A 13,206-nucleotide genomic window follows, 5' to 3' on the forward strand; every position below is an offset into this window, starting at 1 on the left:
TGGTGCTCGCCGGTGGCGAAGACGTCCAGGCCGACCTCCTCGGCCTTGAGCGCGATGGTCACCATCGCCTTGACGCGCTCGGCCTCGGTCGGCGTACGGCCGGTGGTGGGGTCGGTGGTCACGTCACCGACGCTGAAGATCCCGAACTGCATCGCACCCGTCTCCCTGTGGTCGCTGTGCCGACTGCCGTGTCGAACGCGGTGCCGGGCGTGGCCGCCCCCGTCGCGACATCATCGTCTTTTGTTGATGAGTCAACCATGGTAGTGCAAGTGGACGTTGATCCATCAACCGAATCAGTGTGCTGATCCCCGGGGCTCCGCGCCGCTGGCTCAGTCCGGCTGCTTCTCCATGTGGTCCGAGACGCGCTGGGAGAGCCGTGCGAACGTGCTGAGCTGGTTGGGGGTGAGGGCGTCCACGAACAGGCGGCGAACGTGCTCGACGTGCAGGGGCGCGGCGTCCTCGATCGCCTTGTAACCGGCCGGGGTGGCGACGATGAACGCTCCGCGGGCGTCGTCGGGGCATTCCTCCCTGGTCACGAGCCCGCGCTTGGCCATCCGCCGGACCTGGTGGGACATCCGGCTCTTCTCCCAGTTCACCAGTCTGGCCAGTTCCAGGAAGCGCATCCTGCCGTCGCTCGTCGCGGTGAGGTTGACGAGCACGATGTAGTCGGAGGCGGACATCCCGGAGTCGGCCTGAAGGAGACGGGAGAGCCGCCCGATGAGCGTCTCCTGCATGCGGATGAAGTTGTCCCAGGCGGCCTTCTCATCCGCCTCCAGCCAGCGCGGCGTCTCGTTCATGGGCGCAGTGTAACGAAGAAGTTGACACCTCATCCACCTGGGGCGAAGCGGCCGGGACACGGTCCTCCGTCGGGCGGCCCCTCCGGGAGCGCGGAGGGGGCCCGTCGACGGGGGCCGACGCCCCGGTCCGGTCCGTCCCGTCGTCCCCTCAGGACGCGGGCGTGCCCTGCCACCGCAGGGGATCGTCCTCCAGCGCGGAGCGGTCCCAGTCCCCGAGGTTCGCGGCGGCCTCGTAGGTGGTGCGCAGGAACTCGGCGACCGTGCGGTCGGGGTCGGGTGCGGTGCGGGCGGCCTCGTAGGGCAGCAGGAACTGCTGGAACTCGGTGCTGTAGTACGCGCCCTCGGGGCCCACCGGCTGGTCGGCGAACCCGTCGGGTGCGGGGTAGGCGTAGGAGTAGAAGGCGCCCTCCTCGCCGCCGCCGGGCCAGAACCCGCAGCTGGACAGCTCCCGGGAGTAGCCCTCCACCATGACCCAGTCCCCGCAGTTGGGCGCTCCGCCCGGGTGGGGCGGGGCCGTCCGCCCGGAGAAGCGGGTGCAGGCCAGGTCCATCGCCCCCCAGAAGAAGTGCACCGGACTGACCTTGCCCACGAAGTGCGACCGGAACTGGCCGATCACCCGGTTCGCCTGGAGCAGTTGACGCCAGAACAGGGCGGCCGCCTCCGCGTCGTAGGAGGCGTGTTCGTGGTCCTCGGCGAAGGGGATCGCGGGCTCGACCTCGTTGGGGCTCGGCCGGATCGGCGCCTCGATCCCGAGTCGGCCGAGCGCGTCCATGATCCGGGAGTAGAACTCGGCGACCGGCATGGGCCGCAGCGGGAAGCTCCGCTCGCCGCCGTCGCTGCTGCGGATCCGGAGCTGGTGGTCGACGAAGTCGAACTCGATCTCGAAGGCCCCCGTGCCGTACGGGACGGCCGAGGTGGTCAGTCCGCGCGGGCTGACGTAGAGGGTCACCTGCCACCAGTGGTTGATCAGCGGAGCGTGGGCCATGCGGATCTTGCCCACGATCTGGGTCCACATGTGCAGGGTGTCGCGGGTGTCCGTCCAGTCCGAGACCCGCAGGCTCGGCCAGTTCGCTGCTGACGGGCTGGTCATCGCTCACTCACTTCCTTCTGTGCGCCAGGGGCGGAGGCGGTCGTGCGCCGCGGACGGGTGTCCCGGCCCCTCGCCCCTCCCGGAGCGAGGCGGACCTCGGTCCTGTCGGCCCCCGCCGCGCCCCCGGCGACCAGCGGCCTCCGGGCGGGCGGCGCCCCGCGTCGCCTGTGGGTGCGAGACCCCCGCTGGTCGTTGATACATCATCCGGATGGTAGGTGACAAGACAACTTGCTGGGCGGCGTTCGACTCGTGGGGGCGGTGGCGGATCCGGGGTCCGATTTGGTTGACACATCATCCAATGGTGCTAATTTTGGTGATGCGTCACCTCACTCGGCGGAGATGCGCCGTCACCGACGCGTCGGGCGGCGCCTCGGCCGAGTCCCACGACATGGCCGTGCGGCGCATGGTCCGGGCCGGCGTGGCGCCGATCACCTGGCTGGCCGTGGCGGGCGAGTGGCAGCGCGACTGGGCCCGCGAGGAGACCACGCAGGGCATGGTCGAGGTCCTGACCCGGCACGGCGGCGCCACCGGCATCGCCTTCGCCTGGGAGACGCAGATGCCGGCCAGCCGCGCCGCGAGCGGCGTCTGACGACACGACCGCCGAACGGGGCCGGTCCGCGTCGGGCACCGCCCGTCCCGGACCGGTCCCCTCCCGGGCGGGGACACGGCATCGGCGGGTTCTGGGCGACCCAGGTGCCACCCTTCATCGATCCCGCGTCCTGCGGCGGCTACCTGGAGTTCGAACGAGCCGCATACGAGGAGCTGGTGCGGACCCCCGACCCGCGTTGACCGCCCCCGTCTGACGGGTACGGCCGAGAGGCCTTCCTGTGGGCGCGTTCACACGCCCGCGGGGGCGTCCGGCACACGGGGTCCGTCGGCCCCGCGGGGCGCGGTTCCCCCGGCGCCTGGCCCTGGACGGCCTCATCACCCCCGTGCGCCTCGGACACCACCCTGGACCAGCTAGCCGAGACCGCGTCCGACGACGTCGTCACCGGTCCGACGACCGACGGCACCCACGTCCTGACGCGCTGGCCCCTCACGGCGGAGCCCGGCATGACCGTCACGCGCCAGAAGCTGCCCCGACCACCAACCGAACACGGCTGAGCCGCTCCACGTCCCGCACGGGGCGCGCGGCTGAGCCCGTCGGTGCCTCGGCGGGTACCGACCGTCATCGATGGGGCCCCGATTGCTCCTACGCCAACACTGAGGCCGTTCTTCTTGCGTTATACGCAAGTGGGGATGCGTCACAAGCATCGAACCGTTGTGGCAGACGTACCGCCCACACGGAGGGCAGGGAGTACGGCCACCGCGAACACCTCGACAAGGGGTGCGAGCGGCGGCCCGGAAGGGAGCGATCTCATGTCAACACAGCAGGCACCGGCCAGCGGTTCGGCACCCGCCGACACACCGGCGGAATACGACGGTTGGCGCCGGGGCCGATGGGAGGAGGTGGCCGGACCGAACGGAAAGGCCAGAGTCGTCGCCAACGGAATGGTGACCGGCCCGGACGTCCGCACCCTCCCGGGCGTTCCCGGCCGGTGGGCCACGGACGGGACCGGCGCCCTGACCGTGACGGCCTCGGCGGCCGACGGCGTCGTGGTGGACGGGGTCGTGGTGGACGGCACCTCTCAGGTGCCCCCCGGGGACTCGCTGGAGTTCCCCGGCGGGCTCGTCGGTTTCGTCGGGGGCAGCGACGGCGCCTACGGGCTGGTCGTCAGGGACCACGCCGCCGTCGAGCGCTCCGGCCTCACCGGCATCGACGCCTACCCCTACGACCCGGCCTGGGTCCTCGAGGGCGAGTACCGAGCGGCCCCCGAAGGCCGCCGCATCGAAGTCGAACGGCTCACCTCGCCGTGCAGCACCGAGGCGATCCTCGCCCCCGTCGACCTGGTCGTCACCGTCAACGGCACCGAACACGTCATGGCCGTCCTGGAGGACATGCCCGGCCAACGCCTGGTGGTCTTCACCGACCGGACCAACGGGCGCGGGACGCCCGGGATCGGCCGCTGGCTGGTGCTGCCCCTGCTGGAACCGGGCAGCACGTTGACGGTCGACTTCAACAAGGCGACGCTCTCCCACCACCACCTGCGGCCATCGGTGTTCGTCTGCCCGCTCTCGCCTCCCGGGAACCACCTGCCGCTGCGCGTCGAAGCAGGTGAGCGCGCCCTGATCCACGACACGACCGGACAGGGACCCGCAGCCCCCCTGGTAGGAACGCCCCACACAGAAGGAAGCGACACCATGAGCCGGGATCCCAAGGACAAGGCCGTCACCTACCTACGAAGCCTCGAACGGGGCGACTGGGAGACCGCCCGTGCGATGTGCGCCTCGACGGCCACCGTCTGGCACAACGACGGCAAGGGAGAGCAGACCATCGCGGACAACATCGTCGCGATGGCCGGCCAGGCCGACACCATCGAGTCGATGCGCTACGACATCACCCGACAGTTCACCCGGCCCGGCGAGGTCCTCCAGCAGCATGTGGTGCACGTGGCTGCGGCGGGGGGCGTGCGCGGTCAGGTGTTCGCCGCCGTCTACTTCCGTTTCGACGACGACGGCCTCATCACCCGCATCGAGGAGTACGCCGACTTCGTGCCGGAGCGGGAGGCGGCCGGCGCCGCCTGAGGGCGCGGCGTGACCGTCGTGCGCGACGGCCGCGCCCGAGGCCGCGCCTGACGGGGGAGAAGGACCCCCGGGGGGATACACGCCGGGGGTTCCCGCGTTCTCGACCGAACGCCCTCAGCCGCCGAGGAAGTCCACCGCGCTCCGTACGAGGAGCGGGGAGGAGACGGCTTCGGCGTGGTCGCGGACGGGGATCCCCGCGTGTGCTCCTCCGCTGCGTTCAGCCAGGTCCGCGGCGCCTTCGGCCGGGTGGCCCGCGGTGCCGTCGACCAGCAGCAGGGGAGGCCCTCGGGGCGCGGCGAGGACGAGGACGGTCCAGGCGGGGCGCGGTGCCGGCACCGGAGGCCTCCGTCCGGGGAGCCGCCCGAAGCGAGGGGCCGGGCAGGCGGCGGATCACGGCGGCCCCGTTCCCCGGGAGAAGCCGGTTCGCAGGTCCGGCTCCGAGGCCGGTCCCGACATCGGGCCCGGGGCTCTGTCAGCCGAGGACCCGGTCGACGACATCGGCGATGAACTCCGCTGTCGCCGCCTCGCCCTCGTAGGTCACGCGGACCAGGACTGCGCCGACGAGCATGGCGAGGGAGGGGTCGACATCGCGGGCCGGAAGATGCGTCGCGAGGGTGTCGCGAATGCCCTTCGTGGCGGTCTCGTAGAGGCGGTCCCGGAGTTCGCGCGCGACCTCGTTCCGTCCGGCGAGCTCGATGGCTCCGGCCATCAGTTGGTCGTAGCGGCGCTCGGACAGCGCGAGCGCGAACCTTCCGAGGAGCGTGCGGAGGTCCTCGCGAAGGTCTCCGCTCGGCGCCGGGGTCGTGGATTCCTCGCAGATCCTGTCGATCGCGTCCCGCATGAGATCTGTCGGGGTGGGCCAGTGCGCGTAGAGGGTCGCCTTCGAGTATCCCGACCTCCGCGCGACCGCGGCGTGCGTGGCGGCTCCCCACCCGTCCTCGAGCAGGATGGCGGCGCTGGCTTGGATCACGTCGCGTCGGGTTCGCGCCACGCGCGGATCTCCCGGGTCACCGGCCGACTTGGTCATGGACCGAGACTATCCCCCTCTGGTCGATGAGGGCACTAATGGACTCGAAGTACAGTACTGTCCTATGAGTCTAAAAGAGCGCCGACCACAAGGAACCGCACTATGACCACCACCCCGGTGCCGCGCGTCCAGCGGCCGATCGTCCAAACCCGGTACGGCGCCGCGCGCGACGTGCTCGGACTGTCCGAGGACGTGCCCGTGCGCGCCCCAGGCCGGCGGGAGGTGCAGGTGTGCGTGCGGGCGTCGTCGATCAACCCCATCGACTGGCAGATGATCGAGGGGAACCGGCGCCTGATCACGCCTCGCCGGTTCCCCTTCACGCCCCTGTTCGATCTCGCGGGAGTCGTCACCGCGGTCGGCGACGGCGTGACCTCGTTCGGAGTCGGCGACCGGGTACACGCCGACAACGAGACCGGCGGGGGTGGCGGGGCCGAGTACGTCAATGTGCGCGAAGGGCTGCTCGCTCCGGTCCCGGCGGGTCTGGGTTTCGCGGAGGCCGCCGCGATTCCCCTGGCGGCACAGACGGCGCTGACGTGCCTCGACAGCGCCGAGGTCACCTCGGGCACCCGGGTCGCGGTGATCGGGGCGTCGGGGGGAGTGGGCCACTGCGCCGTCCAACTGGCACGCGCCGTCGGCGCCTTCGTCGTCGGCACCGCCAGCACCCGCAAACTCGGGTTCGTCCGTACGCTGGGCGCGGACGAGGTCGTCGACAGGACCACCACCGATCTGGCCGCACGGTTCGGCCCGGACTCGTTCGACGTCGTGATCGACACCGTCGGGGGCATCGAGCAGTGGGTGCGGGCGCGGCACGTCCTCCGACCGGGAGGACGGTTCGTGACGATCGCCCGCGACGAGGACGGCGTCGTCACCCCCGCTTCCGCGATGCGGCTGCTCGCGACGGTCTCCGCCCGCCGGATCCGGGGCGCGGGCGCGCGGGGCGTGAAGTACGTGCCGGTCTTCCTCAAGGCCTCAGGGCCGCTGCTGCGGCGCGTCAACGCGTTCGTCGAGAGCGGCGGCGTCAGCGTCCACGTCGCCCGTACCTTCCCGCTGACGGTCGAGGGAGTGAACGCGGCGATCGACGAGAGCCGCTCGGGGCGCACCGTCGGGAAGCTGGTGCTCACGCGATGACGAGTACGCCACGCCCCCACGAGCCGTCAGAGGTTCCCGCGCTCTCCTCACCGCTCCGGCTTCCCCGAGGCATCACTGTCGCGAACCGCCTGGTCAAGGCAGCGATGGAGGAGCAGCTCGCGGGCCCCGGCGGTCATCCGGACGAGCGGTTCGCCACGCTCTACCGCACCTGGGACCGGGGCGGTGCGGGCATGATCCTGACCGGCCACGTCATGGTCGACCGTTCCGCCGTCGCCCAGCCGGCCGACGTCGTCCTGGACGGTTACAGCGATCTCGCACCCTTCCGGGCATGGGCACGGGCGGCACCGAACAGCTCGTTGTGGATGCAGATCAACCACCCGGGTCGCGTGGTCCGGCGCGACACCGGCTCCAGAGCGCTCGCCCCCTCGGCGGTCCCCGTGAGGATCGGCTCGCTGTCCAGACTCTTCGCCGCACCGGTACCGATGACCGAGGACGACATCCACGAGGCCATCGAACGCTTCGCCACCACGGCGGCGCTGGCGGAGGAGGCCGGTTTCGCGGGTGTGGAGATCCACGCCGCGCACGGCTACCTGCTCGCCCAGTTCCTCTCCCCGCTCGTGAACAGGCGCGACGACCGGTGGGGCGGACCCCTGCGCGGTCGGGCCCGGCTGCTCCTCGAGGTCGTGGCCGCCGTCCGTGCGCGCGTGTCCGCGGGTTTCGGGATCGCCGTCAAACTCAACTCCGCGGACTTCCAGCGCGGAGGCTTCGAGCCCGACGACGCGCGCCAGGTCATCGACTGGCTCAGCGACAGCGTCGACTTCGTCGAACTCTCAGGAGGAAGCGTCGAATCACTCGCCACCGCGGGACACCCCGCGGACGGGCGCACCCTCGAACGCGAGGCCTACTTCCTGGAACTGGCCGGGGAACTCGTCGAGCACGCTTCGGTGCCCCTCATGCTCACCGGCGGCATCCGGCGGGGGCGGGTCGCGCAGGACGTCCTCGCCCGCGGGTTCTCGCTCGTGGGTGTGGCGACCGCACTGGCCCAACAGCCCGACGCCCCCCGGCGCTGGCTCGCGGGCCAGGACGCCGAAGTCGAGCCGCCGTGCACGCTGGCCCGCTCCAAGTCCCTGCGCGCGGCGGCCGTGCAGGCGAGCATCACCGCACGAATGCACGGTCTGAGCCGCGACAGACCGGACCGGTCCGTGCCCCCGCTCGCCGCCCTCGTCCTGGACCAGTACCGGCGCTCACGCGCGATCCGTCGCCACCGACGCGTGGGACCGCCACCGCCCCGATGAGGTGTGGAGTCCCCGGAGAGGCGGGACGGGCGGTGGGCGTCGGCCGACTGTGACCGGCTGTGGAGTCCGGGCACCGCCGAGACCGGCACGGTCCGACCTCCGGACGGCTTCGGGGGAGCGGGCCGCAAGGGGGAGCGGTCGGCCTCCCACCTCCTGCTGACACGAACCCGGGTGGTCCCGGCACGGACACCGTGCCGGGAACCGGCCCGCTCCCGCCACACCGCCGTGCGCAGCGGGTGAGGTGCCTCTCCGCGCCCTGTCGTCGCGCCGTGCCAGACTCCGTCACGCGATCGGGCACGCGAAGGGCGCCCGGTCCGCGACCTACGAGAGGGATGCGGGAACCAGTGCGTATCGAGCGGCACGACGTGCGGGACGAGGCCCTGGCCGAGGCCACGGAGGACTTCTTCGACCGGATCGGCGGGGCCGCCCACCGTCAGCAGGAGTGCGGGCGAGAACTCCACGGGTGGGACATCGTCGCCGACGACCTGTGCGACTATGCCGGGGCGCGGTCGGTGGCTGATCCCGCCATCGACACCGATTCCCACGCCGCCCTGTACTCGGCTGCCGAAGCCCGGATCGGAGCGCTCAAGCTGGACTGCGCGCCTGCCTCCGCGTCGTTCTCGGTCCACCTCACCTACACGGGCACCGGGGTGTCCTACTTCGGGGAGGGGGAGGACACCGACCAGGACAGGGCTCCGACGACGTGGGACTGGATCCAGACCCTGTACCTGTGTCTGGTCGCCGATCTGCACGAGGAGAACGAGGGCGCCTTCCTCACCCTGGCCTCGACCTTCGACGAGGGGGAGGTGCTGGCCCGCGGCCTGGCCTACTACCTCTTCCCCGAACTGGGCGCCCAGCGCGACCAGGTCCTGGGCTACGTCGAGGCCGCCGTCACCGGTATGGCCAACGACGGTGAGCTGCCCCACCCCGACCTCCTCCAGCTGTACGCGTTGCTGTCTCGCGACGAGGAACTCTTCTGGAAGATGATGGCGGCCCGGCTGGAGGCCCACCGTGACAGCGCCCCGGATGTCTCCCCGCGCTTCCTGCTGCCCATCGACGAGATCGCCTTCGCGGCGATGGCCGTGCGCATGGAGGGATGGGGGCAGCCCTTGGAATCCGACTACCTGCCCCACCGCCTCGTCGCGGGCGAACAGGGCTGGCGCGGTCTGCGTGTGGGCGCCTACGGGGCGGACAAGGACCCCGGGGCGCTGAGGGTGTTGTCCCAAGGCGCGCTGAAGGTCGAGCGATCGGTCACCGTTCCCGGACGCATCGATCGGATCCTGGAGAGGTTGGACAGCCACTCCGCCGAGAATCTGGAGGACATCCGGGGATCCGCGCTCGTGCCGGACATGCTCCCGGGAGAGCTCCAGCGGCATGCCGAGGACGAGATCCGCCGGTTCCAGTACAGTTCGCTCGCTGACACTCAGGAGCGTCATCCGCGCCAGCTGGAGGCCCTCACCCACGCCTCCCAGTACACCGCTGCGGCCTTCACCAGCGTGACCAGCGTGGAGGACACCGTCGAGATCCCCCTCGGGCCGACCACCGTGTCCCTGCCCGGTGCGGCTTCCAACGGCGACACCAATGAGGGAACGCGCACAGTCGCGATCGAGTACGCGGTGCTTTCCGGATCGCGGGAGCGTTTGGACACGCTGTTGAGTTACGCCATGGACGCCTTCGCTTTTGAGGACCGTGCAGAGAGCGCCAGCGTCCACAGCCTGTATTCAGCGGCTCTGCTGGCCTACCTGCGCGCGGAGTCGTCACGGTCCCGTACGGACCACAACGATGACCAGGGCACCGTGCAGCCGACCGAGGAGGTACGCGCGGCCATGGACGAGGCCGTGGCGGCCCTGGAACGGCACCACGCGTTGCCCGGTTACCCGCCGCCTCCCGTGATCCTGCTGTCCCAGCTGGTCGCGGGGGACCGCGAGGGTTTCGCCCTGGCCCTGGCCGATGCCCTGGAGGAGCACCGGGACGCCTCCGGAGTCGGGAGGAACCAGGGGGACAGCGACGGGTTCGTCAACACGCGCGTTCTCGCCCTGGCCTGCCTGGCCCGCGCCCGCGGCTGGGACGTGCCCGTGGAGAGCGACTATCTGCCTCGCGGGGTCCTGGACCACGCGGCCACGCTCTTCGACTGATCCTCGGCGGTGAGGTGGGGCCGTCCGCCGGGGCAGGCGCCACCTCCTGGACAGGAGGTGGCGCGTGCGGTCCACCTGGGGCACCGGGCGCCGGGGGGTGGCCCGGGTCCACGAGCAGGCGACGCCGGAGGCGAAGCGGTGTGTAGTCAGCGTGCCCGGGAACCGGTGGCGGGGGAGCGTGACGGCTCCCGCGATCCGGGGGTGCGAGCGGCTCTTCACCGTGGCGCCGACGCTCCAAGAGCAGCACCGTGCAGACGGCGAGATCGGGCCCCTCCAGGGGCCCGCTTGGGAGGCGGTCTCCCGGATGTCTCCCGCGCAGGGGACCCCGGAAACGACTCAGGCCGGAGCGTGTGCTCCGACCTGGGAAGATGTGGTGGGCGATACAGGATTCGAACCTGTGACCTCTACCGTGTCAAGGTAGCGCTCTAACCAACTGAGCTAACCGCCCGCGTGTAGCGATGGGGAGGTGGAGACGGGATTCGAACCCGTGTAGACGGCTTTGCAGGCCGCTGCCTCGCCTCTCGGCCACTCCACCGAGTTGCACGTAAGGCGCCGGGGCACCTCGCGTCTCCTCCGAGCGGACGACGGGATTCGAACCCGCGACCCTCACCTTGGCAAGGTGATGCTCTACCAGCTGAGCCACGTCCGCTTGCTGCCTGGCGTCTGGCCCGTGGGCCCCGCCGTGCTGCTGGTAAGAACTCTAGCGGAAAGTCGGCAGACGGCAAATCGGCGCTGGGAGGGGCCGGTTCGGCGCTCCCAGCGCGGGTAGGCGGCCGTGCGGGCGGGGGCGCGCCGGGACGCTCAGCGCAGACGTTAACGTCCGCGTCATGCGCCCGGGTGGACAATGGAGGACACCGGCGTGACGAGGGGGAGACGGATATGGGCGCGGGCGGCTGCACCGGGGGACACGGCGGGCACCGGTCGTGGCCGCGGGCGCGTGAGGCCGCCCGGCTGCTGGGCGGCGGCAGGCCGCCGGCCCCGCGCGAGCTTTCCCTGGAGGACGCCCTGGGCGCCGTCCTCGCCGCGGACGTGCACGCCCTGACGGGCCTGCCCGCCTTCGACGCCTCGGCCATGGACGGCTTCGCGGTGTCGGGCCCCGGGCCCTGGCGGCTGGTGGGCAGGCAGCTGGCCGGAGCGCCGGAAGCGCCCGTGGGCCTGCGCCCGGGCGAGGCCGTCGAGATCGCCACCGGCGCCCGTGTGCCCAAGGGCACGGAGTGTGTTCTGCCCTACGAGCTGGCCGCCGTCCGGGACGGGACGGTGGACGGACCCGCGGAGGCGGGCCGCCACGTGCGCTGGGCGGGGGAGGAGACCGCCCCCGGCGAGACCGTCCTCGAACGGGGAGCCGTGGTCGGCCCCGCCGCGCTGGGACTGGCCGCCAGCCTGGGCCACGACACCCTGCCTGTGCTGCGCCCCCGGGTGACGGTGCTGGTCACCGGTGAGGAGATCACCACATCGGGGCTGCCCGGCGACGGCAGCGTGCGCGACGCCATCGGCCCGGCGCTGCCGGGGGTCGTCGAGCGCGCGGGCGGCCGGATCGAGTCCCTGCGCCACATGGGCGACGAGCGGCGGCCGCTGCTCGACGCGCTGGCGGGCGCGGACGGCGACGTGGTCGCGGTGTGCGGTTCCTCGTCCCGGGGCCCGGCCGACCACCTGCGCTCGGTCCTGGAGGAACTGGGCGCCGAGGTCGCGGTCGACGGGGTCGCCTGCCGTCCGGGCCATCCGCAACTGCTCGCGCACACCGACCGGACCGTGTTCGTGGGCCTTCCCGGCAACCCCGGGGCCGCCCTGGTCGCCGCGGCCACCCTGCTGGTCCCCCTGCTGGCCGCCATGAGCGGCCGCCCGGACCCCGGAACGGGGTTGGCCCGGGCCGTGCTGGAGGGCGCCGTCACGGCCCACCCCCGGGACACCAGGCTGGTCGCGGTGCGTCTGGACGGCGGTCGGGCGCACCCGGTCGGCCACGACCGCCCGGGCAGCCTGCGCGGAGCCGCGCTGGCCGACGCCTACGCGGTGGTGCCGCCGGGCTGGGACGGCACTGAGGTGGAGCTGCTCCGCGTCCCCTGACACCGCCCTCAGGGGCTTCGCCCCCGCCCTCATTGCCTCGTCCCGGGCGTCCTGTGCGCAGGGGCGGGTGCCCGCGGTACCTCCGGGGGAGTCCGCGCCCGTTTCTCAGCGCGGTCCGACCCAGGGGTCCTCGTGCCTCCACAGGGAGGGGAAGTGCACCGGGACACCCTGTTCGGCGGCGAGCCGGTCGATGACGCCCATGGTGGCGTCGAGGTCGTCGCCGAGGTAGGGCAGCGCGCGCAGGGGCCTGTCGAGCGGCCGGAAGAAGTCGTCCCAGTGGACGAGGACGACCCGGCGCGCGCCCACCGCCTCGACCGTCTCCCTCCAGTAGGTCCGGATGTAGTCCGCCTCCCGCAGGCCCAGCTGGCCGACACCGAGGTAGACCACCTCGGCCGCGTACCCGTCCAGGGCTCCCGGAACGAAACCGGCGCTGCCCTGGACCAGCGCGGTGCGGCCTCCGGTGTGCTCCACCAGCAGGGACCAGGCCTCTCCGCAGCGGTAGGCCGACGCCCGCACCGGCGGCACGACGGGTTCGGCGACCTCTCCCGGGTAGCGGTCGGGCGGGCAGTGGCGGGACCCGACCAGCGTCAGCGTGAAAGCGCCGCACGCGACCCGGTCGCCGGACACGGCCCGCACGATCCTGTCCTCGGGCAGACCGCCGCCGCGTCCGATGCGGGCCGCGGACGCGCCGCCCACCAGACGGGCCCCGGTCCGGGCGGCGACCAGCGCCGTGTCCATGGCGTGGTCGAAGTGGGTGTGCACGGGGACGATCGCGTCGAGCGAGCCCGCCCCGGCGCGGGCCAGGGCGGCGTCCACGCGCGCGTGGTCCGGGGCGATGCGCCGCGTGCCCACCGCCGCCAGTGAGGGTCGGGAGAAGAACCCGTCGGTCATGACGGCCGAGGTTTCGTCCCTGATGAGGAGGGTGGTCACGCCCAGGAAGGTGACGGACGGTCCGTGAGCGGCATCGGGCAGGTCGAACCGGTCCGCGTAACGGGAGATGTCGGGGCGACCGAACCGCATTCTCATGCGGGGACCCTACAGGTGCACCGCGGTACAGGGGCACCGCGGCGCGGTTCCGCGCCGCGGG

At 72.2% G+C, this 13,206-nt stretch carries 11 protein-coding genes, 3 tRNA genes and 1 pseudogene; 6 read left to right on the forward strand and 9 right to left on the reverse strand.

All coding sequences use genetic code 11. The features are described from left to right. The 3 genes and pseudogenes from HGB44_RS32290 to HGB44_RS30615 all read right to left on the reverse strand — a co-directional run. A pseudogene (locus tag HGB44_RS32290) lies at positions 1 to 152 on the reverse strand (LLM class flavin-dependent oxidoreductase); the annotation flags it as partial. A gap of 177 nt (positions 153 to 329) precedes the next feature. Continuing rightward, positions 330 to 797 (reverse strand): MarR family winged helix-turn-helix transcriptional regulator, encoded by a 468-nt coding sequence (locus tag HGB44_RS30610; protein ID WP_061083382.1) that lies wholly within the window; start codon positions 795 to 797, stop codon positions 330 to 332. A gap of 148 nt (positions 798 to 945) precedes the next feature. After that, a complete protein-coding gene (locus HGB44_RS30615; RefSeq protein WP_061083381.1) occupies positions 946 to 1,887 on the reverse strand; it encodes a DUF5996 family protein in 942 nt (313 codons plus the stop codon). A gap of 316 nt (positions 1,888 to 2,203) precedes the next feature. On the opposite strand from HGB44_RS30615, the gene HGB44_RS30620 reads away from it, so the two are divergent. After that, positions 2,204 to 2,476, forward strand: coding sequence for a cysteine hydrolase family protein (locus HGB44_RS30620; RefSeq protein WP_231972654.1), 273 nt, complete (start codon positions 2,204 to 2,206; stop codon positions 2,474 to 2,476). Positions 2,477 to 3,246: 770 nt separating this feature from the next. Beyond that, positions 3,247 to 4,512, forward strand: a complete 1,266-nt coding sequence (locus tag HGB44_RS30625; RefSeq protein ID WP_168444218.1) for a DUF1684 domain-containing protein — start codon at positions 3,247 to 3,249, stop codon at positions 4,510 to 4,512. 114 nt (positions 4,513 to 4,626) lie between these two features. Here the strand turns inward: HGB44_RS30625 and HGB44_RS30630 are convergent, their stop codons facing one another. Together HGB44_RS30630 and HGB44_RS30635 are read right to left on the reverse strand one after the other, a co-directional pair. Then, the gene (locus tag HGB44_RS30630) at positions 4,627 to 4,848 is read right to left on the reverse strand and encodes a hypothetical protein (protein WP_061083380.1); all 222 of its coding nucleotides are present in this window, start codon (positions 4,846 to 4,848) and stop codon (positions 4,627 to 4,629) included. Between the two features lie 136 nt (positions 4,849 to 4,984). Further along, positions 4,985 to 5,503, reverse strand: a complete 519-nt coding sequence (locus HGB44_RS30635; protein ID WP_231972653.1) for a TetR/AcrR family transcriptional regulator — start codon at positions 5,501 to 5,503, stop codon at positions 4,985 to 4,987. A 138-nt stretch (positions 5,504 to 5,641) separates the two neighbouring features. On the opposite strand from HGB44_RS30635, the gene HGB44_RS30640 reads away from it, so the two are divergent. From HGB44_RS30640 to HGB44_RS30650, 3 genes are all read left to right on the forward strand, one after another. Next, a complete protein-coding gene (locus HGB44_RS30640; RefSeq protein WP_061083378.1) occupies positions 5,642 to 6,667 on the forward strand; it encodes an NAD(P)-dependent alcohol dehydrogenase in 1,026 nt (341 codons plus the stop codon). Then, the gene (locus HGB44_RS30645) at positions 6,664 to 7,923 is read left to right on the forward strand and encodes an oxidoreductase (RefSeq protein ID WP_061083377.1); all 1,260 of its coding nucleotides are present in this window, start codon (positions 6,664 to 6,666) and stop codon (positions 7,921 to 7,923) included. The genes HGB44_RS30640 and HGB44_RS30645 overlap by 4 nt, the downstream gene beginning before the upstream one ends. Before the next feature lie 344 nt (positions 7,924 to 8,267). Next, on the forward strand, positions 8,268 to 10,058 hold the full coding sequence (locus tag HGB44_RS30650) for an immunity 49 family protein (protein WP_082768632.1): 1,791 nt from the start codon (positions 8,268 to 8,270) through the stop codon (positions 10,056 to 10,058). Between the two features lie 371 nt (positions 10,059 to 10,429). Here HGB44_RS30650 and HGB44_RS30655 read toward each other — a convergent pair. The 3 genes from HGB44_RS30655 to HGB44_RS30665 all read right to left on the reverse strand — a co-directional run bounded on the left by HGB44_RS30655 (position 10,430) and on the right by HGB44_RS30665 (position 10,707). Next, positions 10,430 to 10,506, reverse strand: a tRNA-Val gene (locus HGB44_RS30655). A 16-nt stretch (positions 10,507 to 10,522) separates the two neighbouring features. Continuing rightward, positions 10,523 to 10,593: transfer RNA gene (locus tag HGB44_RS30660), tRNA-Cys, on the reverse strand. A 41-nt stretch (positions 10,594 to 10,634) separates the two neighbouring features. Further along, a tRNA-Gly gene (locus HGB44_RS30665) sits at positions 10,635 to 10,707 on the reverse strand. 230 nt (positions 10,708 to 10,937) lie between these two features. Here HGB44_RS30665 and HGB44_RS30670 point away from each other — a divergent pair. Beyond that, on the forward strand, positions 10,938 to 12,119 hold the full coding sequence (locus tag HGB44_RS30670) for a molybdopterin molybdotransferase MoeA (RefSeq protein WP_061083374.1): 1,182 nt from the start codon (positions 10,938 to 10,940) through the stop codon (positions 12,117 to 12,119). A gap of 105 nt (positions 12,120 to 12,224) precedes the next feature. Here HGB44_RS30670 and HGB44_RS30675 read toward each other — a convergent pair whose 3' ends face one another. Then, entirely contained in the window at positions 12,225 to 13,145 is a 921-nt protein-coding gene (locus HGB44_RS30675) for an MBL fold metallo-hydrolase (protein ID WP_061083373.1), read from the reverse strand. Positions 13,146 to 13,206: the final 61 nt, after the last annotated feature.

Source organism: Nocardiopsis alborubida, from assembly GCF_012396365.1.
In the GTDB taxonomy this organism is placed as follows: domain Bacteria; phylum Actinomycetota; class Actinomycetes; order Streptosporangiales; family Streptosporangiaceae; genus Nocardiopsis; species Nocardiopsis alborubida.

Excerpts from the sequence above, each read along its gene's own strand:
- HGB44_RS30625 (WP_168444218.1), top strand. The coding sequence starts at position 3,247 with ATGTCAACACAGCAGGCACCGGCCAGCGGTTCGGCACCCGCCGACACA.
- HGB44_RS30675 (WP_061083373.1), bottom strand. The coding sequence starts at position 13,145 with ATGAGAATGCGGTTCGGTCGCCCCGACATCTCCCGTTACGCGGACCGG.
- HGB44_RS30670 (WP_061083374.1), top strand. The coding sequence starts at position 10,938 with ATGGGCGCGGGCGGCTGCACCGGGGGACACGGCGGGCACCGGTCGTGG.
- HGB44_RS30620 (WP_231972654.1), top strand. The coding sequence starts at position 2,204 with ATGCGTCACCTCACTCGGCGGAGATGCGCCGTCACCGACGCGTCGGGC.
- HGB44_RS30645 (WP_061083377.1), top strand. The coding sequence starts at position 6,664 with ATGACGAGTACGCCACGCCCCCACGAGCCGTCAGAGGTTCCCGCGCTC.
- HGB44_RS30640 (WP_061083378.1), top strand. The coding sequence starts at position 5,642 with ATGACCACCACCCCGGTGCCGCGCGTCCAGCGGCCGATCGTCCAAACC.
- HGB44_RS30610 (WP_061083382.1), bottom strand. The coding sequence starts at position 797 with ATGAACGAGACGCCGCGCTGGCTGGAGGCGGATGAGAAGGCCGCCTGG.
- HGB44_RS30615 (WP_061083381.1), bottom strand. The coding sequence starts at position 1,887 with ATGACCAGCCCGTCAGCAGCGAACTGGCCGAGCCTGCGGGTCTCGGAC.